The following is a 23,649-nucleotide window of genomic DNA, read 5'->3' on the forward strand; positions in this document are numbered from 1 at the left end:
GCTCAGCGGACGGACCTCGCCAGGGTGGTGGCGCGGTGGAGGAGGTGTTCCAGCGGGCCCCGGCGGAAGTAGCGGGACCAGACCGCCGCGAACAGCACGGCGCCGGCGATGAACGAGAGCAGCAGCGGGGTGGAGGCGGACTCCGGTGGGGCGGCCGCTTCGCCGGGGAGGGCGAGGATCACCAGGATGTGGCCGACGTAGAGGGTCAGCGACATGGTGCCGACGGCGATGACCGGGGTCGCCGCCCGGCCCAGCCACGGCAGCCGGTCCAGGGCCACCGTCAGGCACAGGAGCACGGTGATCGCGATGCCCAGGCTGCCGATCAGGTCGAACGTGGAACCGCTGTGCGGTTCGGCCGCCAGCAGCCCCCACGCGTCCGGGCCCCACAGTCCCCTGCCGACCGGCATGTCGAAGGACGCCGCCGCTCCGCCGGAGTCCTTCATGGCCTCGAACTCCTCCGGGGTGGGCATCCCGGACATGATCTTCTGATCGCCGCCGGACACCCGCAGCACCAGCCAGGACACGCCGTAGCCGAACGCGATCATCGCCGGACCGACCACGGCCAGCCGACGCCGTACCGCGCCGGAGGCCAGGTCCAGCCGCCCCAGCGCCATGCCGGTGACGACGAACGTCATCCAGGTGATCGCCGGGTAGAGACCGGTGAGCAGCAGGTCGAGGACGCCGACGCCGGAGAGGCGGGCGATCGGGTCGTAGGAGTCGATGGTGCGCACGAGCGACTCCGAGAGCAGCGCCCGCAGGGCGAACGCCAGCTGCGGCGTGACGACCGCGAGCGCGACGGCGACGGCCGCGAGCGTGCCGGACCGCAGCCGCAGCAGGGGCAGGGCCAGCAGGAAGTACACGGCGTAGAAGTTGAGGATGCCGGCCCCGCCGAAGTTCGTCGTCGCCAGCGCGACGCCCAGCACCAGCAGGACCCCGGCCCTGATCACGATCCGGGCCCTCGCCTGCCGGCCGGCCAGGCCGGTCTTCGGTTCCGGGCGGCCCGCGATCAGCGTCAGGGAGAACCCGGCGAGGGTGGCGAACAGCGCCGAGGCGCGGCCGCTCGCCAGACCGAGGAACCAGTCGCCGACGCCGCCCCCCGGCGTCGGGAAGGGGCCCACGTGCACGGCGAACATCCCGAACACGGCCAGGGCGCGGGCCAGGTCCACGGCGACCAGCCGCGCCGTCGGCGCGGCGCGTTCCGCGAACGTGCCGGACCCGGGTGCCGACGCGGGCGCGGGCAGGGAGGGCGGAGGCGGCTTCTCGGTACTTTCGGTCTCGCTCACCGGGGCTACGTTGCCGAGCCGGATGTGCGGCCAACCACCCGCCGTCCCACGGGAGTTGCCCCGCCGGTCGGCTGTCGTCACCCCGCCGGGCGGCGGGCCCGGAGGCGGTCCGGTCCAGCCCGTCAGGAGCAGGCGTACGTGACCGGGACGGAGACCGTCCGCCGGGACGGGGAGAGGATGCGCAGCTGGGCGCGGGCTTCCTGGCGCCCCTTGCCCTGGAACGTCCACAGCAGGTGCAGGCGCGCCTGTCGCTGGTCCCGGACCAGCACTTCGCGCAGGACGCCCGAGGAGGTGCCGTCGCTGCGGGTCCAGCGGTAGGTGAGTGTGCCCGGCCGCCCGTTCGTGCGGACGAGACCGACGATGTCCGCGGTGCCGTCGCACCCCAGGACCTTCGGCTCGACCGTGGCCGCCACCGTCCTCACCTGGACGGAGGGGCCGAGGCGCTGCCAGGCGAGGAGGGCGAGGACGCAGAGCAGCACCAGGGCGGGCAGGGCGTGCCGGCGCAGCCGTCTTCGCCGGGGTACGGGGACCGGTGGCACCACGGGCAGCGTCCGGTGGGTGCGGTGCGCGACCTCGGGGGTCACGCCCGGGCCGAAGCGCAGCAGGGTGCCCTCGACACGATCGGGCGGCGTCGGCCCCGGCCAGGGCCCCGCACCCGGCTCCGGCGCCGTGAAGAGCATCGTCCCGGTCTCGGTCGCGGGCCGTGTCGGGAACTCCTCGACGAGCGTGTCACCGGACTCGGGCCGCTGGATCCAGTGGCTGGCCAGCACGGTGGCGCTGTACGCGGCGTCGTCGGAGGCGGGTTCACCGCCCGGCGGGCGGCCGTCGACGGGACCGTCGAGACGGACGGTGGCGCCGTGCTCGCCGACGGGCCCGGGATCGACGGCCGCACCCGGCCCGTCGCCGGGACCGGGACGCACGGTGCCGCCGCGTTCGTCGGCCGGACCGAGACGCACGGTGCCCTGCTCATCGGCCGGACCAAGACGGACGGTGCCCTGCTCCCCCGCCGCACCGAGACGCACGGTACCGCCGTGGTCGTCGGCCGGATCGAGATGGACGGTCGCGCCCGGCTCGTCGGCGGGGCCGGGACGCACAGGGGTGCCCTGCACCGCGCCCGCACCGAACCGGGCCGTGGCTCCGCGCCCGTCGGCGGGACCAAGACGGACGGTGCCCTGCTCCCCCGCCGCACCAAGACGCACGGTACCGCCGTGCTCGTCGGCCTGCTCCCCGGCCGGGCCGAACCGGACCGTGGCGTCCTGCTCCCCTGACGGTTGCGGCACCTCGGTCGGCTCCGGGTCGTCGGACGCCGCCGGAGGCCAGTCCTGCGGCCGGTACGGGCCGTTCGGCGGGGCGGTCACCGGATCTCGCACTGTCTGGTCAGCAGCTGCTGCGACGCGCCGCCGTCGGCGGAGGCCGGGCTGGTCGTGCCCTGGACCGCCCAGTAGCAGCCACCGCGTCCGAAGGTGTGCTCGACGGTGATCGTGTACCGCGTCGCCCCCGTGCGCTGGAAGGTCTGGGCCGCGCCGTCCGCGGCGCCGAGCTGTCCGAAGGTGTCGCCCTTGAAGAACGAGACGGTGACGGAGACCGGCCCGGTGCCGTCCGCGGTGATCTCGACGGTCGACGTGGCCGTCGAGAGACCCGTCTGCCGGAAGGCCGACACCGTGACGTCCTTGACGGCCGTGGCGGCGGGCGTGGAAGGGGCCGACGTCGTCGGCGCCGGCGTGCTCTCCGTGTCCACGGGCGGTGTCGTCACCGGGTCCACGGTCGTGGTGGCGGTGGCCGACGGCTCCCCCGTGTCGGTGGCCGCCGGTGCCGAGGGCGACAGCCCCGGTGACGCCGACGCGTCCGCCGACCCGGACGGGGACGCCGACGGGGACGGGGAGGCGGAGGAGGGCTCGGCGGTGGGCCCCGCCGTGTCCGTACCGGGCCCGGCGCTGGTGGTGGCCAGGGCCTGGGCCGCCTCCTGCGGGGCGGCTCCCGGGGCGTACTGGATGCCGTAGGTCAGGAGGACGCCCAGGATCGCGGCGGCCCCGGACACGAGCATCCCGGGCCGGCCGGGCCGCCAGGACCGCGCCCAGCCCCGGCCCGACCCCTGGCTCAGCACCGTACGGGCCGTGTCCGTGCTGCTCCGGGGTCCGCCGCGGGCCGAGGGCAGCAGCAGGGGCAGCAGCGCCACCAGCGCGGCGAGGCGGCTCCGGCCGCGCTCCTCCCAGTAGGGCCCGTAGGCGCCGCCGGCGGCCGCCTCCAGATCCGTGACGAAGGCCGCGACCTCCGTGGGCCGCTCCTCCGGGTCCTTGGCCAGCCCCCGCCGCACCAGGTCCCGCAGGGGTTCGGGGACCTCGCCCGCGGGGACGGGCGCGTCGATGTGCTGCAGGGCGAGTTCGGCGAGGTTGTCCCCCGCGTACGGCTTGTGGCCCGTCAGGCACTCGAAGAACGTGGCCGTGGCCGCGTACACGTCGGCGGCGGGCGAGGCGGGCTCGCCCGTCCACTGCTCCGGGGCCATGTAGGACGGCGTTCCGGCCACTCCGGCGCTGGTGCCCGCGTCCACCGCGATCCCGAAGTCGACGAGCTTGGACTCCCCGTCGGGGACGACCAGGACGTTCTCCGGCTTGTAGTCGCGGTGGACGACGCCGACGCGGTGCGCGTCGGCGAGGCCGAGCAGCGAGCCCTTGAGGATGACGAGCGCGGCCTCGGGGTCGAGCGGACCCTGCCTGGAGAGCAGCGTCCGCAGGGAGACACCGTCCACCAGCTCCATCACGATCGCGGCGCCGTGCGGGCTCTCCACGTACTCGTACAGGCCCGTCACGTGCGGGCTGTCGAGTCCGCCGAGCAGCCGCGCCTCGGCGCGGAAGTCACGCACGAAGCCCGGGCGGGTGCGCAGGGGCTCGCTGAGGTACTTCACCGCGACCGGGACACCGGTCTCCTCGTGCACGGCGAGTACGACCCGCCCGCTCGCCCCGGACCCGAGTTCGAGCGACTCGGTGTATCCGGGCACCGCCCATGTGTTCATTCCACCCCCAGGGCCGCCGTGCGCCGCCGTTCCACCCGCTCCCGTGGGACCGGGTCGCGTGGAGAGTGAGACACATATTCGGCCATGGCGGTTGCGGTACGCCAGCCATGTGTTCGAAACGGATCCTGCGGGTCGTTTCCGGACACTTCCGCCGGGGCACTCGCGAGCTGACCGACAGGAGGTGCCGCATGGCCGGGAAGCGACAGCCGCGCAAGGGCGACCGCGTGGCGTGGAGGAGTCACGGGTCCGAGGCCACGGGCAAGGTCGAGAAGAAGATCACCGAGCGGACCGAGGCGGCCGGACGCACCGTCGAAGCCTCCGCCGAGGACCCTCAGTACCTGGTCCGCAGCGACAAGTCCGGACGTACGGCCGTCCACCGGCCGCAGGCGCTGCACCGCAGGAAGAAGGGGTGAAGCGCGAGAGGTGACGCCCGCACCGGGCGGTCAGCGGGAGACCTCTTCCCGGTCGGACGCCGGCCATACGTACGGCAGGTCGTCCGGTACGCCGGGAAAGGAGCCCGCGTACAGGTCCGGGTCCTTGCGCAGCAGCGCGGAGCGGTGGCTGCGGTGGAAGGCGTCGTCGCCGAGCCAGGGCGGCAGCTCCCCGGCGGTCGCCAGGCCCGCCTGGTCACGGGTCGTGGCGCCCGGCCGGAACTCCGTGAAATCGGTGACCAGGGTGGCCGCGCAGGTGTCCCGGTGGCCCTGCTCGCACCACACCGCGCAGATCTCCAGCCCGTAGCGGACCAGCGCCTCCTCGTAACCCGCCCACATCCGCACCGCCGGATGCCGCCGCCACCCGTACCCGGGCCGGACGAGCCCGCGCAGCACCTGCAGCGCCTCGACCCGCTGTTTGCCGAGCCGGCGGCGGTCCAGGGCCTGTGCCGAGGCCCGGAAATCGGGATAGGGCAGGAAGGTCTGCATGCCGTGGCCCCTCTCTGCGCGCGCCGGCCACCGCGGTCCGGGTGATCCCGGCGGTCCGATCGGCGGCCCGGAGTCACGAGTACCCGCACACGGGCACACCAGGCCAGACCAGGCCAGACCAGGCCAGACCAGGCCAGACCAGGCCAGACCAGGCCAGACCAGACCACACTAAGAACGCATACCAGGACATCACGCCCGCGGGTCCACGGGACCGGCGGCGCGGCGGAGCCCTCCGCTCACCCTTCGGCGAGCGTGTGGGCGACGAGGGCGTTGGCGTGGCCGTGGCCCAGTCCGTGCTCGCTCTTGAGCCAGGCGACGAGTTCCATGTGCTTGGTGAGCGGCGAGGCCCGGATCATGTCCTTCCACTCGGCGACGGGGCGGCCGTACTTTTTCTCGATCGAGGGGAAGTAGGCGGCGGGGCCCTTCACGGGTTCGGTCATGTCGGTCGCGTCCTTTCCGTCGGTCCGCCGGGCGCCACGCCCGCGGCGCCCGGCGGCACGTGTCGGCACGTGTCGTTGGTGATGACCGGCCGAGGCGCCGGAAGTGAGCGGGCTCCCGGCGTGATCCGGGTCACTCGGCCCGGTCTACTTGAGCTCCTCCTCTGTGTAGAGGTCGCTCGCGGCCAGGACGTACTCGTAGTTGGACTTGTCGACGCTGATCGGCTGGAGCAGGTAGGCGGGCACGGCCTTGACGCCGTTCTTGTACGCCCTCCTGTTGTTCAGCTCCGGCGTCTCCCCGTTGAGGATGTCGTCGGCCATGTTCGCGGCCCTGCCGGCGAGTTGGCGGAGATCCTTGAAGACGGTCTGCGACTGCTCGTCCGCGATGATCGACTTCACCGAGGCCAGTTCGGCGTCCTGCCCGGTGATGACCGGCAGGGGCTTGGCGGCGGTGCCGTAACCGGCGGCCTTCAGCGCGGTGATGACGCCGATCGAGATGCCGTCGTACGGCGACAGCACCGCGTCGACCTGCCGGTCCCGGTACGACTGGGAGAGGACCTGGGTCATGCGCTTCTGGGCGGTGGGGCCGTCCCAGCGCAGCGTGGTGATCTTGTCCATGTCGGTCAGGCCGGACCTGACCACCAGCTGCCTGTTGTCCAGATACGGCTGGAGCAGGTGCATCGCGCCGTCGAAGAAGAACTTGGTGTTGTTGTCGTCGGGTGAGCCGGCGAACAGCTCGATGTTGAACGGGCCCTTGCCGTCCTCCAGGCCGAGCTTCTCGATGATGTGGCGGGCCTGGAGCCGGCCGACCTGCTCGTTGTCGAACGAGACGTAGTAGTCGACGTTCCTGGTGCCGAGGATGAGGCGGTCGTAGGAGATCACGGGGATCTTCGCGGCGGCTGCCTGTTCGAGCGCGCCGTTGAGCGACTTGTTGTCGATCGCCGCGATGATCAGCGCGTCGACGCCCTGCTTGATCAGCTTCTCGATCTGCGCGACCTGGGTCTGCGGATTGTCATCACCGTAGAGCAGCTCGGTCTCGTACCCCTTGTCCTTGAGGTCCTCGACGACGCTCTTGCCGTCGGTGAGCCAACGCTCGGAGGCCCGTGTCGGCATGGCGATACCGATGGTGCCGCGCTCGGAGCTGCTCTGACTGGTCTCACCGCCGCAGGCGGACAGGGTGAGCGCGAGCGAGACCGCTCCGGCGAGGGTGGCGAGCGCGGCTCTTCGGTTGGGCATGGTGATCGTTCCCTGTTTCTTGTCGTCGTCGGGACGGACCGAACGTCGGGCGGAGCGGCGCCGGTCGCGGAGGGTCCGCCCCGCGGCCTCGCGGTTCCGCCTCGGCACCGGTGGGCGGGGGTGCAAAACGCGCCGGGTCATCGCGGATCGCGTCGCCCGGCACCTCGGTCGGGCCGGTGCCCGGACGCGTCGGCACTCCGGGACCCTGCGGCTGTCGTGGTCCCGCTGCCCGCGTGCACCTGGACAGGGGTGGGGCTGTGCCACGGCATCCCGGCCACGTCCGTGCCGACTCCGGTGCTGCGCAGGGCACTTGCCTTTCCCGTCGTTCGAAATCTCGTCACATGGTCAGAAGTTTGGCGAGATTGGCGTGACATTAGGAGCGGATGTGCCGGGTGTCAACGGAAAGCCCACAAACGCTTTCCCCTGCCGCACGCCGCGAAGAACCGGGGTGTGGTTCTCGGTGACGTCCAGCATGGGCCACGGCGCCCGCGCCGGGACGACGTGATCTGGCCGATTTCCCCACCATGGGCGGCACGTCGGCCAACTGACGTCCGCAGCCGTCGTGTTGGCGCGTCTCGGCGTTGCCATGTAGGTGCCATGGCGGTGGCCTGGCGGTGCCCTGGAGGGAGGACGGGCGGGATGATGGCCGTCATGCGCATCCGCATCGACGCCGTCGACCTCCCCGGCCGTACCCGCCCCGCCTCCGCCGACGGCAGGGTCCCCGCGTACGACAACCTCCATGTCGCGGTGCAGCGCCGTGACCGTCCGGCCGAACTCCTCGACCCACAGCCCGGCGACGCCCCGTCCGCGACCTGGACCCTGGAGTGCACCCCGGGCGGGTCACCGGCCGGCGCCGGGATCAGCGGGCCCCATGTGCAGAACCGGCTGGGACGGCGGTTCGTCTACCTGTCCTGGGGCACGGTCGACGAGTCGGGCACCTTCACGATGTTCCGCCGCGCCAAGCTGATGCTCGACGTGATCCCCGCCGACGTCCTCGCCGCCGCCGCACGCGACGGACTGCTGGTCGGACGCCTCGGCCTGACCGACGCCCGGGGCGGGCCCCTGTGCGCCCGGGTCGAGCCGCCCCTCATCACCTGGACCGCCGAGCGGGCGGAACAGCGAACGGACCGGCCAACCAACTAGCCACGGAGCGCATGTCGCCCGTCACCGCTGGTCACAGACAATCTATGCCTCCAGACGATTGAAATCTGTCGTTGCCGCTGTAGACATTGCCCTTCGGTGCGACTAGTCTCTGACGCATCAAGACGGACTGGCGGCCTGCCGGACACGGAACGGCAGGGTCGCCGCACACGAGCAAGAACGGAGGAGACGCCATCAGGATCGCCCGGCCCGAGGAACACTCGGCCCGGGTACCGCAAGACCCCGGATGGGAAGGTGGTCTCCGGTCAAGCAGCCGCGATCCCCGCACCCCCCTTCGTCAGGGCTGGTAGCGGAAACAGAAGGTCGGCACAGCACAAGAGCCGACAGATGGTGTTGAATTTCCTTCGGGGCCCTGGTGCCGTACGGCATCAGGGCCCCTCGACGCGTTGTACTACGAGGTGACATGACAGCAGACAACCACCTGGGCGATCGCCTGGACGACGACGACTACCCCGCGTACACGATGGGGCGGGCCGCAGCGATGCTCGGCACCACCCCGGCCTTCCTGCGCGCCCTCGGTGAGGCCCGGCTGATCACGCCGCTGCGCTCGGAGGGCGGACACCGCCGTTACTCGCGCTACCAGCTGCGCATCGCCGCGCGAGCGCGCGAACTCGTCGACCGCGGCACCCCGATCGATGCCGCCTGCCGCATCGTCATCCTCGAGGACCAGCTGGAGGAGGCGCAGCGCCTCAACGCCGAGTACCGCCGCCGCGCCGGAAGCGAAGCGCCCGGCGGCCCGGTCTCCGGTGCGCTGCCCGGTGCCGGCTGACGTTCACGGCCGGTAGGCGGCGCGGTTGTGGTACGTGACCTTTCCACTGGGCAGCTTGGCCGGGGCGAAGAGCTGATCGACGGTCACGAAGTGGAAGCCGCGGTCCTCGAGGGCTCCGATGATGCCGGGCACGGCGTCGACCGTCGTCCGGTGGATGTCGTGCATGAGGACGATGTCACCGGGTCTGGTCTGCGCGTTGACGTACTTGATGAGCCGGGCGGAGTCGCGGTACTTCCAGTCGAGGGTGTCGACGCTCCAGTGCACCAGCGGCCGTCCGGCGGCCGAGCGGACCGCCGCGTTGTGAGCGCCGTACGGGGCGCGGAACGTGGTGGGCTTCATGCCGGTCGCCTGCTTGATCGCCGCGTCCGTACGGGACAGCTGTGACTTGATCTTGGTAGCGCTGAGCCTGGTCAGATCGGCGTGGTCCCAGCTGTGGTTGCCTATCTGGTGACCGGCGAGGGCCGCGGCCTTCATCGTCGAGGGGTTCCTCTGGACGTTCACGCCGACGGCGTAGAAGGTCGCCTTGACGTCCCTCTCCTTCAGCAGGCGCAGGAGTCGCTGGGTGTCGGCCACCGGACCGTCGTCGAAGGTGAGGGCGACGCACTTGACCTTGCGGCAGTCCACGGCGCGGGGTGCGGCCGAGGCGGATGTGGCGGTACCGACCAGTGTGGTGCCGCACAGGACTGTGGTGATGGCCGAGATGACGAGGCGTCGTTGCATCGGGTCCTCCGGTGGCGGTGAACTTCCCTTGCGAGCAGGGGACTTGCCTCGTAAGACGCATGTGACGCGGCCTTGGATGTACATAAGAAACGGAAGGGGTCATACCGGAGCGAAACTGCCCGGGTGCACCCAGGCGTGACGTACCGCGCGTCGACGAATCACCCGGCGAACCCGGCGGGCACCCCTCTCACAGGACCCGTCGCCCGACCCCGCCCCGGAGCCGGGCACCCGGCACACGCCCCGGGACGCACCTCGCACCACCCCGCACCCCGCACCCCGCACCCCGCACCCGCATCGCACTGGACCGCACCGGACCGCATCGGACCGCACTGGACCCCGACCGCCGCGTGACTACGCTGGATGGAAGGCGCACATAGCGGGTTAGGATCGGGCAAATCTTCCTAAGGAACCGAACATGGGTCTCGGTGTCGGCCGGTCGGCCGTGAAGCGAAGGTCCCTCAGTCGGACGGCAGCGGCGGCCGTGGTCGCCGTCGGCCTGGTCCTGACCGGGGCGTGCGGCGGGGACGAGGGCGGTGCGAGCGGGAGCGAAGGGGACGACCTCACCGTCGGTGTCCTGCTCCCGGGCGGCGGAGCCTCCCGCTTCGGGCAGTTCGACAGACCGCTGATCGAGAAGAGGCTCAAGGAGCTGTGCCCGGGCTGCCCGGCGGCCACCGTCGCCGCCACGGCGGAACCGGCGGTCCAGCGGCAGCAGCTCGACGCCATGATCACCCGGGGGGTCGACGTGCTGATCGTCGCCGCGGTCGACCCCAAGGCCCTGCGCTCCTCGGTCGAGGCCGCGGACCGGGCCGGCATCCCGGTCGTCGCCTACGACCGGCTCGCCCAGGGCCCCATCTCCGGCTACGTCACCTTCGACGGGGAGACCGTCGGCAGGCTCCAGGGCGAGGCCCTCCTCAAGGCCATGGGCCCCGAGGCGGACGGCGGTCAGATCGTCATGATGAACGGCGCCACCACCGACCCCAACGCCGGCTGGTACAAGCGCGGCGCCCTCTCCGTCCTGGAGGGCAAGGTGAAGATCGGCAAGTCGTACGACACCGTCGGATGGCGTCCGGAGAACGCCTACGTGAACATGAGCGGCGCCATCTCCGCCCTCGGCGCGAACGCCATCGACGGTGTCCTGGCCGCCAACGACAGCCTCGCCGGCGCCGTGGTCTCCGCCTTCGGCGCCAGCGGGGTCCGGCCGCCACCGCCCGTCACCGGACAGGACGCCGACCTCGCGGCCGTGCGGCGCATCGTCGCGGGGGACCAGTACATGACCGTCTACAAGCCGTTCGAGCCGGCGGCCGACGCCGCCGCCGAGATGGCGGTCGCGCTGGGGCGCGGCGAGAGCGTCGACCGCATCGCCACCGGAACCGTGGACAGCCCCACCGACCAGGACATCCCCGCGGTCCTGCTCCCGTCGGTCCCGGTGACGGCCGGGAACATCGAGGAGACTCTGGTCAAGGACGGTATGTACACCATCGCCCAGATCTGCACCCCGAAGCTCCGGTCCGCCTGCGAGAAGGCCGGACTCAGCCCGTGAGCCGCATCCAGGAGGTGGCCCGGTGGTTCAGCCCTTGCTGGCCCTGCGTGGCGTGTCCAAGCGCTTCGCCGCCGTCCAGGCGCTGGTGGACGTCGAGCTGGAGATCAGGGCCGGGGAGGTGGTCGCCCTGGTGGGCGACAACGCGGCCGGGAAGTCCACCCTGGTCAAGGTGATCTCCGGGGTCGGGCCCGCCGACAAGGGCGTCATCGAGTGGGAGGGCACCGCCGTCCAGATCCGCCGCCCCCAGGACGCCCAGCTCCTCGGCATCGCGGCCGTCTACCAGGACCTGGCGATGTGCGGAAACCTCGACGTCGTCGGCAACCTCTTCCTCGGCCGGGAGATCCACCGGTACGGCGTCCTCGACGAGGTGGAGATGGAGCGCAGGACCCGTGAGCTGCTGCGCACCCTCTCCATCCGCATCCCCGATGTGCGGGTGCCGCTCGCCACGCTGTCCGGGGGACAGCGCCAGGTCGTCGCGATCACCCGCTCGTTCGTCAGCGCGCCCCGTCTGCTGCTGCTCGACGAACCCACCGCCTCCCTGGGTCTGGAACAGACCAACCAGCTCCTCGACCTCATCGAGGAACTGCGCGACCGGGGCACCGGAGTGCTCCTCATCAGCCACAACATGGGGGACATCAAGGCCGTCGCCGACCGGATCGCCGTCCTGCGCCTCGGCCGCAACAACGGGCTGTTCAACGTGAGCACGACCTCCCAGGAGCAGATCATCTCCTCCATCACCGGCGCGGTGGACAACACCGCCGACCATCGGAGCACCGGCCCGGAGGAGACATGGCCGTGAGGGGGAGCGGCCGGGAGGACGGCGGGGAGACGAAGGACCGGCAGGAGAGCGGGCGCCGGTGGTACGGCGACCGCCCCCGCGCATACGCCCGTGCCGTGCGCCACCGGGTGCACGCGGGCGGGCTGGGTCCGGTGCCGGCCCTGCTCGCGCTCGCCGTGACCTGGACCGTCTTCCAGAGCCTCAACGAGAACTTCCTCTCGCCGCGCAACCTGTCCGTCCTCAGCGTGGAGATCGTCGGCACCGGCATGGTCGCCGTCGGCGTCGTCTTCGTGCTGCTGATCGGCGAACTCGATCTCTCGGTGGGCTCCCTGGCCGGGCTCTCCGGTGCCATGTTCGCGGCGCTGAACGTGAACCACGGCATGCCGGAAGGGCTCGCCGTGCTCGTCGCGGTGGGCTGCGGGGCCGCGGCCGGGGCCCTCCACGGGTTCGTGTTCACCCGGATCGGCGTGCCCGCGTTCGTGGTCACCCTGGCGGGCCTGCTGGCCTGGAACGGCCTGATGCTCTACCTGCTGGGACCGGAGAGCTCCATCAGCTTCAGCGACGACGGGCTGGTCGCCGAGCTGACCACCCGGTCCTTCGGCTCCCCGGCCGTCACCTACGGACTGGCGGCGCTCGGCCCGGCCGCGTACCTCCTGCTGTGCCGGCGCGACCGCCGGCGCCGTGCCGCCGCCGGGATGCCCTGCCGGGCGAAGGGCGAGATCTGGTTGCGTACGGCACTGCTCGCGGCGGTCGCGTTCGCCACGGTCTTCGTCCTGGACCGGTTCGAGGGGCTGCCGCTCGCGCTGCTGATCTTCCTCGCCGTCGTCGTCGCCTCGGACCTCCTGCTGCGCCGCACGGTGTACGGCCGGCAGGTCCTCGCGCTGGGCAGCGGTGTGGAGGCGGCACGGCGGTCCGGCGTCGACGTCTCGCGGGTACGGATCTCGGTGTTCCTGATCTCGGGGACCCTGGCGGCGGTCGGCGGTCTGTTCGTCGCCTCCCGGCTCACCTCGGCGACCCAGGTCCCGGGCTCCGGCATGCTGCTGATCAACGCCATCGCCGCCGCCGTCATCGGGGGCACCAGTCTGTTCGGGGGGCGCGGCTCGACCTGGTCGGCGCTGCTGGGGGTGCTCATCATCCAGTCGATCGCCTCGGGCATGGCCCTGCTGGGGGTCCAGCCGGCGGTCCAGTTCATGATCACCGGCGGGGTGCTGCTCATCGCGGTGGTCTTCGACTCCCTGGCCCGCCGCGCGGCGGAGTCACGGGGGCGGGCCTGAGGGCACCCGGGGCGGTCGGCCGCGAGGCGGCCCGGCGCCGGAGCGGAAGCGGCCCCCGCCGGGACCGGTGACCAGGCAGCCGGGTCGTCGGGCGGTCAGCCCGGTCGTCGGGCGGTCAGCCGGCCGTCGGGTGGTCAGCCGGCCGTCGGGTCGTCAGCCGGCCGTGGCCGTCCCGTCCATCCGCAGGACCAGGCGCAGGGTCTCGGTCAGGACGGCGGTGGGGACCGTCGGGTCGGCGACCCGCTGGACACCGAGCCCGATACCCAGGCTGAGCAGGGCCGCCGCGGCCCGGTCCGCGGGCATCGCCGGAGCGACGCCCAGCTCCGCGGCGAGCGCGTCGAGCAGCCCGGCGAGCGCCTCGCGGACCACGCCGACCCGCGCGGTGATCTCGTCACGCAGTTCGGCGTCGTGCCGGGCGCTGGTGAGGAACTCGACCTCCAGCGTCGTCCACGCCTCGTCGCCGATGTGCGCCTCGGCCCACCCGGCGAAGGCCGCCAGGCGCTCGTCGATCCCGGCCCCGCCCAGGACGGCGTCCGTGAGCAGCGCCAGCTGCTCGGCCCGGATGTCGTCGAGGGCGGCGAGGCACAGATGGCCCTTGCCGCGGAAGTTGGAGTAGACGGCTCCCTTGGAGTACCCGGCCGTCTCCGCGACGTCGCTGAGCGAGGTGGCGGCGTAGCCGTGGGAGAGGAACAGCTGCCGCGCGGTGGCGACCAGCCGCTCCCGCGTGCGTTCCTGGCTCTCGACGCGGCTGAGGCGGGCCATGTCTCGCTCCCTCTCCCGTCCTGCGCGGTTCTCGGGTACCGGCGCGGTCGCGCCCTCTCCCGGCACCCGGATCCTATCTCCGGCACGGGCTGTCCACCGCTTTCGGATACCGCTAGTATCCGGATCTCGTCGGTATCCCGAATGGGCGGAGAGACCTCAGTGACCGCGACGAGCACACGAACGACCCCGGCCCGGACGACCCCCTCCCGGGGCCTGGTGCTGGGCTGTGGAGGAACACTCGGAGCGGCCTGGACGACGGCCGCCCTGCACTCGCTCCAGCGGGCCACGGGCTGGGACCCGCGGGACGCCGACGTCCTGGTGGGGACCTCCGCCGGGGCCGAGGTGGCCGCACTGCTCGGCGCCGGTGTCGGCGTGGAGGAGCTGCTGGCCGCGCAACTGGGCCTGGAAGGCGCCCGCCCGGAACTCCTCCGGCACGTCGCCGCCCCGCCCGCCGCGCTGCCGCCCCGGCCCGCGGCCTTCCTCGGCTCGCCCCGCCTGGCCCGCCGCGCGCTGGGCCGCACCGCTCCCGTCCTGGCCGGGCTGTCCGGCCTGCTGCCCCACGGCCGCGGCGACGACCGCCGGCTGGTGACCCTCGCGGACGCGCTGACGCCGCCCGGCCGATGGGTGCGGCATCCGGCGACCTGGCTGGTGGCCACCGACTTCGACACCGGCCGCCGTACCGTCTTCGGTCACCCCGACACCCCGCCGGCCGCGCTGCGGGACGCGCTCCGGGCGTCCTGGGCGGTACCGGGCTGGTACCGGCCCGTCACCATCGGGGGCCGGCGGTACGCCGACGGCGGCATCCTCTCCACCGCCTCCGCCGACCTGCTGGTCCCGAACGGACTCGACGAGGTGTACGTCGTCGCGCCGATGAGTTCGCGCTCCCCCGGACCGCGCCGGGGGCTCGGCCGGGCGGAGGCGCTGCTGCGCCGGGTCATGACCCGCACGCTCGACGCGGAGTGCGCCGCGCTGCGGGCGGCGGGCACCCGGGTCGTCCGCATCGAACCCGGCGCCGCCGACCTGGAGGTGATGGGCGGCAACTTCATGGACCCCCGCCGCCGCCCGGCGGTCCTGGAGACCGCCCTGCGCACCACCCGCGCCCTCGTCCGTTCCGCCGTGGGCCCCGCCGAAGCGACCGACGCGACCGACGCCACCGACGCCCTCCCCGCCCGGACAGGAGCCTGAGATGCCCCGGCCCGAAACCCCCGACAGCCCCGGCACCCCCGACGCCACCGGCAGCCCGGCCGCCGCCGTCACCCGCGAGACCCGTCACGTCGAGGCGCTGGTCATCGGCAGCGGAATCTCCGGCATCGGCGCGGCGATCAGACTGCGCGAGGCGGGCGTCCGCGACCTGGTGATCGTCGAGAAGGCGGACGACCTCGGCGGCACCTGGCGCGACAACACCTACCCGGGCTGCGCCTGCGACGTGCCCTCCGCCCTGTACTCGTACTCCTTCGCGCCCAACCCCGAGTGGACGCGGGCCTTCGCGGGCCAGCCCGAGATCCGGGCCTACCTCCGCGACACGGCGGACGCGTACGGGGTCACCCCGCTCATCCGCTACGGCACCGAGGTCACCCGGGCCCAGTGGAACCGGGCCGACGCCCGCTGGCACGTCGAGACCAGCCGTGACCGCTACACCGCCCGGTTCCTGATAGCCGCGGCCGGGCCCTGGCACGAGCCCCGGCTCCCCGACCTGCCCGGCCTCGACGGCTTCCCCGGCGAGGTCTTCCACTCCTCGCGCTGGCGCCACGACCACGACCTCACCGGCGCCCGGGTGGCCGTCGTCGGCAGCGGCGCCTCGGCCGTGCAGTTCGTGCCCGAGATCCAGCCCCGCGTCGAGCGGCTGCACCTGTTCCAGCGCACCGCCCAGTGGGTGCTGCCCAAGCCCGACCACCCGGTGCCGCGCGCCGAACGATGGCTGCTGCGCAACCTCCCCGCGGCCGGGCGGGCCCTGCGCCGGGCCGAGTACACGGCGCTGGAGACCCTCGGCGTCGGCTTCCGCCACCCGGCCCTCCTGCGGGCCGTGCAGAAGGTCGGCACGCTCCATCTGCGGGCCACCGTCAAGGACCCGGCACTGCGGCGGGCCCTGACCCCCGACTACACGCTGGGCTGCAAACGGCTGCTGTTCTCCAACACCTATTACCAGGCGCTGACCAGGCCCAACGTCACCGTGCACGCCACGGCCGTCCGGGCCGTCGAGGGCCGCCGGATCGTCGGCGCTGACGGCAGCCGTGCGGAGGTCGACACGATCATCCTCGGCACCGGCTTCCACATCCTCGACATGCCCATCGCCCACCGCGTGTTCGACGCGGACGGGGCCGCCCTCGACGACCACTGGAAGGGCAGCCCGGACGCCTATCTCGGCACCACCGTCACCGGCTTCCCCAACGCGTTCGTCCTCCTCGGCCCGCACCTCGGCACCGGCCACTCCTCCGCCTACGCCGTCCTCGAAGCCCAGCTCGACCATGTGGCGGGCGCGGTGCGCCACTTCCGCTCGGCGGGCCTGACCAGCATGGACGTGCGCCCCGAGGTGCAGGCCGCCTTCAACGCCGAGGTGCGGCAGGCGCTGCCGTCCACCGTCTACAACGCGGGCGGCTGCTCCAGCTACTACCTCGACGACAACGGCGTCAACAGCTTCAGCTGGCCCTGGTCCACGGGCCGGATGCGGCGGCGGCTGGCCCGGTTCGACCCCGAGGCCTACGTCGTGACCGGCGCCGGCGCCGGCGCCGACACCGGCACCGGCACCGGCGGCTGAGGCTGCGACCACAGGGCCGCGACCAGGAAGGAGAGGCCGGTGGTGACGGCGGCGGTCCCCACCGTCACCATCATCACGCCGATGAAGAAGAGACCGCTGGCGTCGTCCGACCAGTCGTAGAAGGAGGCCACGGCCAGACCGGCCGTGGTGCCGACGACGGCGCCCGCGATGTGCCGCCGGGACGCCGCCCAGACCACCGGGACCAGCAGCGTCAGCACCAGGCCGATCACCTGCCACGCCTCGTACGGGCCGGTCGACGTGCCGTCGGGGTGCACATCGAGCCGCTGGTCCCAGCCGAGCCAGGCGGCCCACATCGTCAGGGCGGCCACGGCCGTCACCGCGGCCGGCAGCAGGGGGGAAACGGATCTCAGGAGTCGCTGGTTCATGCCCCCAGCCTCCCGGCGCGCCCCTCGGCCGGACAGAGCACACGTACTCATCCGCACCCGAGTACCTGAGCGGACGGAGGCCGGGCGGGGGCCGCACCGGAGGCCGGGCGGAGTCTGCCCCCTAAGCGGGTGAAGCCTGGGCCCCGGCCCGTGGCGCGGGGCATGGATGAAGCCCCCGGCCGTATCCGGCCGAGTCGGCGGACACGACGCGCTGGAGTGGAGCGATGAACGCGATGAGACAGAGCCCGGACCGGAACGGTCCCACCGGTACCGCGGCCCACGAGGTCCCGGTCCTGATCGTCGGGGGGTCCCTCGTCGGTCTGTCGGCCTCGGTGTTCCTGGGCCGGCTCGGGGTGCCGCACCTGCTGGTGGAGCGGCATTCCGGCACCTCCATCCACCCGCGCGGCCGGGGGAACAACGTCCGCACGATGGAGGTGTTCCGGACGGCCGGCGTCGAGGAGGGCATCCGCCGGGCCGCCGCCACGCTCGCCGGCAACCACGGCATCCTGCAGACGCCCACCCTGGTCGGCGACGCGGGCGAGTGGCTGTTCAAGGAGATCGACGCGGGCGGCGGCCTCGCCCGGTTCAGCCCCAGTTCCTGGTGTCTGTGCAGCCAGAACGACCTGGAGCCGGTGCTGTTCGAGCACGCCGGGCGGCTCGGCGGCGATCTGCGGTACTCCACCGAGATGATGTCGTTCGACAGCGACCCCTCCGGTGTCACCGCGGTCGTCAAGAGCCGGGAGACGGGCGAGCACACCACCGTCCGCGCGCAGTACCTCATCGCCGCCGACGGCCCCCGCAGCCCCGTCCGCGAACAGCTCGGCATCGGCCAGAGCGGCCCCGGCGACCTGTTCCACAACGTCAGCGTCACCTTCCGCTCCCGCGACCTCGCCGAGGTCGTGGGCGAGCGCCGCTTCATCGTCTGCTACCTGACGAACCCGGACGCCGACGGGGCGCTGCTGCCCGTGGACAACCGGGAGAACTGGGTCTTCCACCTGCCCTGGCACCCCGAACACGGCGAGACCCTGGAGGAGTTCACCGAGGAGCGGTGCGTCGAGCACATCCGCCGCGCGGTCGGCGTCGCCGGTCTCGACGTCCGGATCACCGGCAAGGCCCCCTGGCACGCGGCCCAGCGCGTCGCCCGCGGCTACCGGTCGGGACGCGTCTTCCTGGCCGGCGACTCCGCCCACGAGATGTCCCCCACCGGGGCCTTCGGCTCCAACACCGGCATCCAGGACGCGCACAACCTCGCCTGGAAGCTGGCGGCGGTGCTCGGCGGCTGGGCCGGCGAGGCTCTGCTGGACTCCTACGACGCCGAGCGCCGCCCGGTCGCGGAGGCCACCAGCGCCCGTGCCGCCGCCCGCTCGGTCGAGCACAGCCACCCCGGTTTCGCACCGGCCCCGGGGGTCGGCGGGGGCGGGGGCCCGCAGCGCGGCATCCTCAACGTGGCCCTCGGCTACCGCTACCCCCGGGGAGCCGTCCTCGGCACCGACCCGACCGCGCCGGTCGTCCCGGAGGGCCTCGACCTGACCGGCGAACCCGGCAGCCGCGCCCCCCATCTGGCGGTACGTCACCGGGGCGACAGCATCTCCACCCTGGACCTGTACGAACGCTCCCTCGTCCTGCTCAGCGACGCGGCCGCCGGCGGGGCCGACGGATGGCACGCGGCCGCGCTCCGTCTCGCCGAGGCCATGTCCGTCCCCCTGACCTCGTACCGGTTCGGCACGGGACCGGACGCCGAGCTGACCGCGGAGGGCGAGAGGGACTGGGCGGCCGCCCACGGGACGACCGCCCCCGGCGCCGTCCTCGTACGCCCCGACGGGTTCGTGGCATGGCGGTCCCCGGGAGCGGTCCCGGACGCCGAGTCCACGCTGCGCGAGGCCCTGACCACCCTGCTGGCGACGGACTGACCCGGGAACACACGGCCGGCCGGCACCGGGACGCCCCCGGTACCGGCCGGCCGCGTCATGCGCGCACCTGGGCAAGGGACCTGACGATCCATCACACCGCACGCGCCACCCGCACACCCGACGAGGCGTCGACTCTGCGGCCGACTCCGCGGGGGCTCGCCCGGCAGCGAGGACGCACCCGGAGGTCCGGCCCACCGGCCCCACCCCCACCGGCGGCTCGGCCGCGTACGCCGGCAGCCCGCCCCGCCCCCGGCCGGCGCTCGGCGGCGCAGACCGCCCGACCGCGGTTGGCCGGTGGTACGGCTCCGCACCGCCCCGGCGAGGCCGTCACCCGGGCGGCGCACCGGTCACCCGCGCAGTGCATACGAGTCGCGCGCCGGAAGGGGCGGGCCCAGGATCGAGGCACGCCGACGTCTCGCCGAACCGGCCGACGTTCGTCCGTCCCCGCCCCCCACCGAGGAGATGTGCGCAGGATGACCACCACGTCCGAACGTCTTACGGAGACGCTGAAGCGACAGGTGTCGCAGCGGGTCTCCCAGTCCGTCTTCGACGGCTCCCGGCTCCGTGTCGTCCTCCTCGTGGACGTCTACGACGGCGCCCAGCAGCAGTTCCTGGAGGCGTACGAGCAGCTGTGCAACCAGGTCGCGTCGGTCCCCGGGCACGTCAGCGACCAGCTGTGCCAGTCCATCGAGAACCCCTCCCAGTGGCTGATCACCAGTGAGTGGGAGTCCGCCCCGCCGTTCCTCACCTGGGTGAACAGCGAAGAACACGTGGACATGGTCAAGCCGCTGCACAACTGCGTCCGCGACACCCGCTCCCTGCGCTTCCACATCGTCCGCGAGACCGGCGGCCCGGCCGTGGCGGCCGAGACCGGCGAGCGCCGGCTGCAGACCTCGCCCCGCATCGGCGACGGCCTGATCCGGCACGCGCTCACCTTCACGGTCAAGCCGGGCAGCGAGGAGAAGGTCGCCCGGATCCTCGCCGACTACGCCGCGCCGGACCCGAAGGTCGACGACACCACCCGCCTGTGCCGCACCTCCCTGTTCATGCACGGCAACCGCGTGGTCCGCGCCGTCGAGGTGCGGGGCGACCTGCTCGCCGCGCTGCGGCACGTGGCCCGGCAGCCCGAGGTGCGGGCCGTCGAGGAGGCCATCAACCCCTATCTGGAGCAGGACCGGGACCTGGACGACCCCGACTCCGCCCGGGTCTTCTTCACCCGCGCGGCGCTGCCCGCCGTCCACCATGTGACGGCCGGCCAGGAGAGCCCGGACGCCGTACGGCACGCGCTGTACTACCCGGCCCGCGAGGGCTGCGGTCTGCAGCTGGCCGAACTGCTCGCCCGGCAGGACGAGGCGGCGGCGGACGACCCGCAGGGGCCGGTGCTGCGCAGCACGATCTTCCAGCGCGACGACATCGTGGTGCGGCTGGTCGACGTGCGCGGCGGCATCGACAACGACCCCGGCCCCGTGCTCGGCCTCACCGACCGCGCCCGTGCGGCCGAGCTGACGGCGCTCCTGGACGGCGGCGCCCTCGGCGCGGACGGCTCGCCGAGGGAGGGCGCCCCCGCCCGCCTGCTCACGGTCGCCCGCATGGACCTCGTCACCGACCGCCGGGCGCCCGACGCCTGATCCCCGGCACCGGGGGCCGTGCCCGTCCACCGGGCACGCCCCCGACCCCCGCACCCGCCCGACGCAGCTCATGTTCGGAGGAACGTCGTGATCAATCGCCATCCCGGCATCGTGGATGTCAGCGAGGTCGAGCCCAACACCCGGCGCGGCGGCGATCTGCGCGCCATGCTGACCCCCTCCACGGTCGGCTCCACCAGCGGTTTCATGGGTGTGGCCATCGTGGCGCCCGGCGACCGCATCGCCGAGCACTACCACCCGTACTCCGAGGAGTTCATCTACGTCATCTGCGGACAGCTGGAGGTGGATCTCGACGGCGAGCCCCACCAACTCCAGCCGGAGCAGGGGCTGTTGATCCCCGCCCACATGCGGCACCGGTTCCGCAACGTCGGCAAGGTGGAGGCCCGCATGGTCTTCCACCTCGGCCCGCTGGCCCCGAGCCCGCCGCTCGGCCACGTCGACACCGAGGACGCGAACGGCGTACCGATCCCGGTGGAGGCGGCCCACGCCGGACGGGCCGAGCGACCTCAGGTCCGCTCATGACCAGGCGCGTGGCGGTCACCGGCATAGGCATCGTCGCTCCTGGCGGCATCGGGGTCCCGGCGTTCTGGGACCTGCTGGCCGACGGTCGCACGGCGACACGCGGCATCACCTTCTTCGACCCGTCCGGGCTGCGTTCGCGGATCGCCGCCGAGTGCGACTTCGACCCGGCGGCCCACGGACTGGACGCCGGGCAGATCGCCCGGTGCGACCGGTACATCCAGTTCGCCCTGGTGGCCGGTGAGGAGGCCGTACGGGACTCAGGACTCGACCTCGCCGCGGAGAACCCCTGGCGGGTCGGGGTCTCCCTCGGCACCGCGGTCGGCGGCACCACCCGACTGGAGCACGACTACGTGCTGGTCAGCCATGGCGGGCAGCGCTGGGACGTGGACCACCGCGAGGCCGGAGCGCATCTGCACCGGGCGTTCGCGCCGAGCACCCTGGCCTCGACGGTCGCGGAGCGCTTCGAGGCACGCGGGCCGGTGCAGACCGTCTCCACCGGCTGCACCTCGGGACTCGACGCCGTCGGGTACGCCTTCCACACCATCGAGGAGGGCCGGGCCGACATCTGCATAGCCGGCGCCTCGGACTCGCCGATCTCCCCGATCACCATGGCCTGCTTCGACGCGATCAAGGCCACCTCCCCCGACAACGACGACCCGGCCCACGCCTCCCGTCCCTTCGACGCCGACCGCAACGGCTTCGTCATGGGCGAGGGCGGCGCCGTGCTCGTCCTGGAGGAGCTGGAACACGCGAAGGCCAGGGGCGCGCGGATCTACTGCGAGATCGGGGGCTACGCCACCTTCGGCAACGCCTACCACATGACCGGTCTGACCAGTGAGGGGCTGGAGATGGCGCGGGCCATCGAGGACGCCCTCGACCACGCCCGGCTGGACCGCACGGCCGTCGACTACGTCAACGCGCACGGCTCGGGCACCAAGCAGAACGACCGGCACGAGACGGCCGCCGTCAAACGGACGCTCGGCGCGCACGCCTACGACACGCCCATGAGTTCCATCAAGTCCATGGTGGGCCACTCGCTGGGCGCGATCGGCGCGATCGAGGTCGTCGCCTGTGCGCTGGCCCTGGCCCACCAGGTCGTCCCGCCCACCGCGAACTACGAGACCCCGGACCCCGAGTGCGACCTGGACTACGTCCCGCGCGTCGCCCGCGAACGGAAGCTGACCAACGTGCTCTCCGTGGGCAGCGGGTTCGGCGGGTTCCAGTCCGCGGTGGTCATGAGCCTGCCGAGGGAGAAGACACGATGAGCGAACGGCGTCCTCGGCGCGCGGCCGTCACCGGAATCGGCGTGGTCGCGCCCAACGGAACGAGCACCGAGACGTTCTGGAAGTCGACCCGGGAGGGCATCAGCGTCCTGGACCGGGTCACCCGCGAGGGCTGCGAGCACCTGCCGCTCAAGGTGGCGGGCGAGGTCCGCAACTTCGATCCGCCGTCGGCGGTCGAGGAGCGCTACCTCGTCCAGACCGACCGGTTCACGCACTTCGCGATGGCCTCCGCCGACCAGGCGCTCGACGACGCCCGCCTGGACCGGCCCGAGACCGACGCGGCCCCGTTCTCGGTGGGCGTGGTCACCGCGGCCGGCTCCGGCGGCGGCGAGTTCGGGCAGCGGGAGCTGCAGCAGCTGTGGTCCAAGGGCAGCCGCTTCGTCGGCCCGTACCAGTCCATCGCCTGGTTCTACGCGGCGAGCACCGGCCAGATCTCCATCCGCCGCGGCTTCAAGGGCCCCTGCGGGGTCATCGCCTCCGACGAGGCGGGCGGTCTGGACGCCGTGGCGCACGCGGCACGGGCCGTGCGGCGCGGCACCGACGTGATGGTGACCGGCGCGACCGAGGCGCCGCTCGCCCCCTACTCCATGGTCTGCCAGCTCGGCTATCCGGAGCTGAGCACCGTGGCCGACCCGGACCGCGCGTACCGGCCGTTCACCGCCGCGGCCTGCGGGTTCGTGCCCGCCGAGGGCGGCGCGATGCTCGTCGTGGAGGCCGAGGGCGCGGCCCGGGAGCGGGGCGCGCCCGTGCGGGCCCTGGTCGCGGGCCATGCCGCCACCTTCACCGGCGCCTCCCGCTGGGAGGAGTCCCGCGCGGGGCTCGCCGAGGCGATCCGGGCCGCCCTGGACGAGGCCGGCTGCGCCCCGGAGGAGATCGACGTGGTCTTCGCCGACGCCCTCGGCGTACCGGAGGCGGACCGTGCGGAGGCGCTGGCGATCGCGGACGCCCTCGGCGCGCACGGCACCCGGGTCCCCGTCACGGCGCCGAAGACCGCCATCGGCCGGGGCAACGGGGCGGCGGCCGTGCTGGACGTCGCGGCGGCCGTGCTCGCGATGGAGCACCGGGTGATCCCGCCCACCCCGAACGTCTTCGACGTCTGCCACGACCTCGACCTCGTCACCGGCACCGCCCGCGCCGCCGAGCCGCGCACGGCGCTGGTCCTCAGCCGGGGCCTCATGGGTTCGAACGCGGCACTGGTGCTGCGGCTCGGCCCCGGCAACGCCTCCTGACCACCCCTCACCACGCACCACCGACGCA

General features: G+C 73.1%; 23 protein-coding genes. 14 read left to right on the forward strand and 9 right to left on the reverse strand.

The window, feature by feature from the left end:
- Window positions 1–2: 2 nt before the first annotated feature.
- Window positions 3–1,283, reverse strand: a complete 1,281-nt coding sequence (locus SCAB_RS20495; protein WP_013001990.1) for a DUF418 domain-containing protein — start codon at window positions 1,281–1,283, stop codon at window positions 3–5.
- Window positions 1,284–1,405: 122 nt separating this feature from the next.
- On the reverse strand, window positions 1,406–2,053 hold the full coding sequence (locus tag SCAB_RS20500) for a hypothetical protein (RefSeq protein ID WP_013001991.1): 648 nt from the start codon (window positions 2,051–2,053) through the stop codon (window positions 1,406–1,408).
- On the opposite strand from SCAB_RS20500, the gene SCAB_RS48590 reads away from it, so the two are divergent.
- Complete coding sequence (locus tag SCAB_RS48590; protein ID WP_041669416.1) at window positions 2,039–2,551, forward strand: hypothetical protein; 513 nt, start codon at window positions 2,039–2,041, stop codon at window positions 2,549–2,551. The genes SCAB_RS20500 and SCAB_RS48590 overlap by 15 nt on opposite strands.
- An 86-nt stretch (window positions 2,552–2,637) precedes the next feature.
- On the opposite strand, the gene SCAB_RS20510 is transcribed toward SCAB_RS48590, so the two are convergent.
- Window positions 2,638–4,293: a serine/threonine-protein kinase gene (locus SCAB_RS20510; protein WP_041669423.1), complete on the reverse strand. Its 1,656-nt coding sequence runs from the start codon at window positions 4,291–4,293 to the stop codon at window positions 2,638–2,640.
- 188 nt (window positions 4,294–4,481) lie between these two features.
- Here SCAB_RS20510 and SCAB_RS20515 point away from each other — a divergent pair, with 188 nt between their 5' ends.
- On the forward strand, window positions 4,482–4,706 hold the full coding sequence (locus tag SCAB_RS20515; protein WP_041669425.1) for a hypervirulence associated TUDOR domain-containing protein: 225 nt from the start codon (window positions 4,482–4,484) through the stop codon (window positions 4,704–4,706).
- A 30-nt stretch (window positions 4,707–4,736) separates the two neighbouring features.
- On the opposite strand, the gene SCAB_RS20520 is transcribed toward SCAB_RS20515, so the two are convergent.
- The 3 genes from SCAB_RS20520 to chvE form a co-directional block, all read right to left on the reverse strand.
- On the reverse strand, window positions 4,737–5,213 hold the full coding sequence (locus tag SCAB_RS20520; protein WP_013001995.1) for an MSMEG_6728 family protein: 477 nt from the start codon (window positions 5,211–5,213) through the stop codon (window positions 4,737–4,739).
- Window positions 5,214–5,449: 236 nt separating this feature from the next.
- Window positions 5,450–5,653, reverse strand: a complete 204-nt coding sequence (locus tag SCAB_RS20525; protein WP_013001996.1) for a DUF4287 domain-containing protein — start codon at window positions 5,651–5,653, stop codon at window positions 5,450–5,452.
- A gap of 144 nt (window positions 5,654–5,797) precedes the next feature.
- A complete protein-coding gene (chvE, locus tag SCAB_RS20530) occupies window positions 5,798–6,886 on the reverse strand; it encodes a multiple monosaccharide ABC transporter substrate-binding protein (protein ID WP_013001997.1) in 1,089 nt (362 codons plus the stop codon).
- Window positions 6,887–7,537: 651 nt separating this feature from the next.
- On the opposite strand from chvE, the gene SCAB_RS20535 reads away from it, so the two are divergent.
- Window positions 7,538–8,029 (forward strand): DUF5990 family protein, encoded by a 492-nt coding sequence (locus tag SCAB_RS20535; RefSeq protein ID WP_106437425.1) that lies wholly within the window; start codon window positions 7,538–7,540, stop codon window positions 8,027–8,029.
- A gap of 421 nt (window positions 8,030–8,450) precedes the next feature.
- Window positions 8,451–8,816: a helix-turn-helix domain-containing protein gene (locus tag SCAB_RS20540; RefSeq protein ID WP_041669427.1), complete on the forward strand. Its 366-nt coding sequence runs from the start codon at window positions 8,451–8,453 to the stop codon at window positions 8,814–8,816.
- Between the two features lie 3 nt (window positions 8,817–8,819).
- Here the strand turns inward: SCAB_RS20540 and SCAB_RS20545 are convergent, their stop codons facing one another.
- Window positions 8,820–9,536 carry a polysaccharide deacetylase family protein gene (locus SCAB_RS20545; protein WP_013002000.1) on the reverse strand — a complete coding sequence of 239 codons (717 nt, stop codon included), beginning with the start codon at window positions 9,534–9,536 and terminating at the stop codon, window positions 8,820–8,822.
- A 415-nt stretch (window positions 9,537–9,951) separates the two neighbouring features.
- On the opposite strand from SCAB_RS20545, the gene SCAB_RS20550 reads away from it, so the two are divergent.
- The 3 genes from SCAB_RS20550 to SCAB_RS20560 are packed head-to-tail and all read left to right on the forward strand — an operon-like array spanning window position 9,952 to window position 13,128.
- On the forward strand, window positions 9,952–11,076 hold the full coding sequence (locus tag SCAB_RS20550) for a sugar ABC transporter substrate-binding protein (RefSeq protein WP_013002001.1): 1,125 nt from the start codon (window positions 9,952–9,954) through the stop codon (window positions 11,074–11,076).
- A gap of 22 nt (window positions 11,077–11,098) precedes the next feature.
- A complete protein-coding gene (locus SCAB_RS20555; RefSeq protein WP_013002002.1) occupies window positions 11,099–11,875 on the forward strand; it encodes an ATP-binding cassette domain-containing protein in 777 nt (258 codons plus the stop codon).
- The gene (locus tag SCAB_RS20560) at window positions 11,866–13,128 is read left to right on the forward strand and encodes a sugar ABC transporter permease (protein WP_037723177.1); all 1,263 of its coding nucleotides are present in this window, start codon (window positions 11,866–11,868) and stop codon (window positions 13,126–13,128) included. The genes SCAB_RS20555 and SCAB_RS20560 overlap by 10 nt, the downstream gene beginning before the upstream one ends.
- A 153-nt stretch (window positions 13,129–13,281) precedes the next feature.
- Here the strand turns inward: SCAB_RS20560 and SCAB_RS20565 are convergent, their stop codons facing one another.
- Window positions 13,282–13,890 (reverse strand): TetR/AcrR family transcriptional regulator, encoded by a 609-nt coding sequence (locus SCAB_RS20565; protein WP_013002004.1) that lies wholly within the window; start codon window positions 13,888–13,890, stop codon window positions 13,282–13,284.
- A 159-nt stretch (window positions 13,891–14,049) separates the two neighbouring features.
- Between SCAB_RS20565 and SCAB_RS20570 the strand changes: the two genes are divergently transcribed.
- Window positions 14,050–15,075 (forward strand): patatin-like phospholipase family protein, encoded by a 1,026-nt coding sequence (locus tag SCAB_RS20570; RefSeq protein WP_046774193.1) that lies wholly within the window; start codon window positions 14,050–14,052, stop codon window positions 15,073–15,075.
- A 1-nt stretch (window position 15,076) separates the two neighbouring features.
- Window positions 15,077–16,645, forward strand: a complete 1,569-nt coding sequence (locus tag SCAB_RS20575; RefSeq protein ID WP_013002006.1) for a flavin-containing monooxygenase — start codon at window positions 15,077–15,079, stop codon at window positions 16,643–16,645.
- On the opposite strand, the gene SCAB_RS20580 is transcribed toward SCAB_RS20575, so the two are convergent.
- Window positions 16,588–17,031 (reverse strand): hypothetical protein, encoded by a 444-nt coding sequence (locus tag SCAB_RS20580; protein WP_049875749.1) that lies wholly within the window; start codon window positions 17,029–17,031, stop codon window positions 16,588–16,590. The two genes, SCAB_RS20575 and SCAB_RS20580, sit on opposite strands and share 58 nt — an antisense overlap.
- 224 nt (window positions 17,032–17,255) lie before the next feature.
- On the opposite strand from SCAB_RS20580, the gene SCAB_RS20585 reads away from it, so the two are divergent.
- From SCAB_RS20585 to SCAB_RS20605, 5 genes are all read left to right on the forward strand, one after another.
- Window positions 17,256–18,941 carry an FAD-dependent oxidoreductase gene (locus tag SCAB_RS20585; protein WP_041669429.1) on the forward strand — a complete coding sequence of 562 codons (1,686 nt, stop codon included), beginning with the start codon at window positions 17,256–17,258 and terminating at the stop codon, window positions 18,939–18,941.
- Window positions 18,942–19,414: 473 nt separating this feature from the next.
- The gene (locus tag SCAB_RS20590; protein WP_013002008.1) at window positions 19,415–20,569 is read left to right on the forward strand and encodes a SchA/CurD-like domain-containing protein; all 1,155 of its coding nucleotides are present in this window, start codon (window positions 19,415–19,417) and stop codon (window positions 20,567–20,569) included.
- An 87-nt stretch (window positions 20,570–20,656) separates the two neighbouring features.
- Window positions 20,657–21,109 carry a cupin domain-containing protein gene (locus SCAB_RS20595; protein WP_013002009.1) on the forward strand — a complete coding sequence of 151 codons (453 nt, stop codon included), beginning with the start codon at window positions 20,657–20,659 and terminating at the stop codon, window positions 21,107–21,109.
- Window positions 21,106–22,374, forward strand: coding sequence for a beta-ketoacyl-[acyl-carrier-protein] synthase family protein (locus tag SCAB_RS20600; RefSeq protein WP_041669430.1), 1,269 nt, complete (start codon window positions 21,106–21,108; stop codon window positions 22,372–22,374). Before SCAB_RS20595 ends, SCAB_RS20600 begins: the two co-directional genes overlap by 4 nt.
- On the forward strand, window positions 22,371–23,621 hold the full coding sequence (locus SCAB_RS20605; RefSeq protein WP_013002011.1) for a beta-ketoacyl synthase N-terminal-like domain-containing protein: 1,251 nt from the start codon (window positions 22,371–22,373) through the stop codon (window positions 23,619–23,621). Before SCAB_RS20600 ends, SCAB_RS20605 begins: the two co-directional genes overlap by 4 nt.
- Window positions 23,622–23,649: the final 28 nt, after the last annotated feature.

The organism is Streptomyces scabiei 87.22, from assembly GCF_000091305.1.
GTDB lineage: Bacteria > Actinomycetota > Actinomycetes > Streptomycetales > Streptomycetaceae > Streptomyces > Streptomyces scabiei.

Bases quoted from the DNA above. Each gene is read 5' to 3' on its own strand.
- SCAB_RS20605 (WP_013002011.1), top strand. From the start codon at position 22,371: ATGAGCGAACGGCGTCCTCGGCGCGCGGCCGTCACCGGAATCGGCGTG.
- SCAB_RS20590 (WP_013002008.1), top strand. From the start codon at position 19,415: ATGACCACCACGTCCGAACGTCTTACGGAGACGCTGAAGCGACAGGTG.
- SCAB_RS20535 (WP_106437425.1), top strand. From the start codon at position 7,538: ATGCGCATCCGCATCGACGCCGTCGACCTCCCCGGCCGTACCCGCCCC.
- SCAB_RS20560 (WP_037723177.1), top strand. From the start codon at position 11,866: ATGGCCGTGAGGGGGAGCGGCCGGGAGGACGGCGGGGAGACGAAGGAC.
- SCAB_RS20540 (WP_041669427.1), top strand. From the start codon at position 8,451: ATGACAGCAGACAACCACCTGGGCGATCGCCTGGACGACGACGACTAC.
- SCAB_RS20525 (WP_013001996.1), bottom strand. From the start codon at position 5,653: ATGACCGAACCCGTGAAGGGCCCCGCCGCCTACTTCCCCTCGATCGAG.
- SCAB_RS20565 (WP_013002004.1), bottom strand. From the start codon at position 13,890: ATGGCCCGCCTCAGCCGCGTCGAGAGCCAGGAACGCACGCGGGAGCGG.
- SCAB_RS20575 (WP_013002006.1), top strand. From the start codon at position 15,077: ATGCCCCGGCCCGAAACCCCCGACAGCCCCGGCACCCCCGACGCCACC.
- SCAB_RS20510 (WP_041669423.1), bottom strand. From the start codon at position 4,293: ATGAACACATGGGCGGTGCCCGGATACACCGAGTCGCTCGAACTCGGG.
- SCAB_RS20580 (WP_049875749.1), bottom strand. From the start codon at position 17,031: ATGAACCAGCGACTCCTGAGATCCGTTTCCCCCCTGCTGCCGGCCGCG.
- SCAB_RS20545 (WP_013002000.1), bottom strand. From the start codon at position 9,536: ATGCAACGACGCCTCGTCATCTCGGCCATCACCACAGTCCTGTGCGGC.
- SCAB_RS20520 (WP_013001995.1), bottom strand. From the start codon at position 5,213: ATGCAGACCTTCCTGCCCTATCCCGATTTCCGGGCCTCGGCACAGGCC.
- SCAB_RS20550 (WP_013002001.1), top strand. From the start codon at position 9,952: ATGGGTCTCGGTGTCGGCCGGTCGGCCGTGAAGCGAAGGTCCCTCAGT.
- SCAB_RS20515 (WP_041669425.1), top strand. From the start codon at position 4,482: ATGGCCGGGAAGCGACAGCCGCGCAAGGGCGACCGCGTGGCGTGGAGG.
- SCAB_RS20600 (WP_041669430.1), top strand. From the start codon at position 21,106: ATGACCAGGCGCGTGGCGGTCACCGGCATAGGCATCGTCGCTCCTGGC.
- chvE (WP_013001997.1), bottom strand. From the start codon at position 6,886: ATGCCCAACCGAAGAGCCGCGCTCGCCACCCTCGCCGGAGCGGTCTCG.
- SCAB_RS20585 (WP_041669429.1), top strand. From the start codon at position 17,256: ATGAACGCGATGAGACAGAGCCCGGACCGGAACGGTCCCACCGGTACC.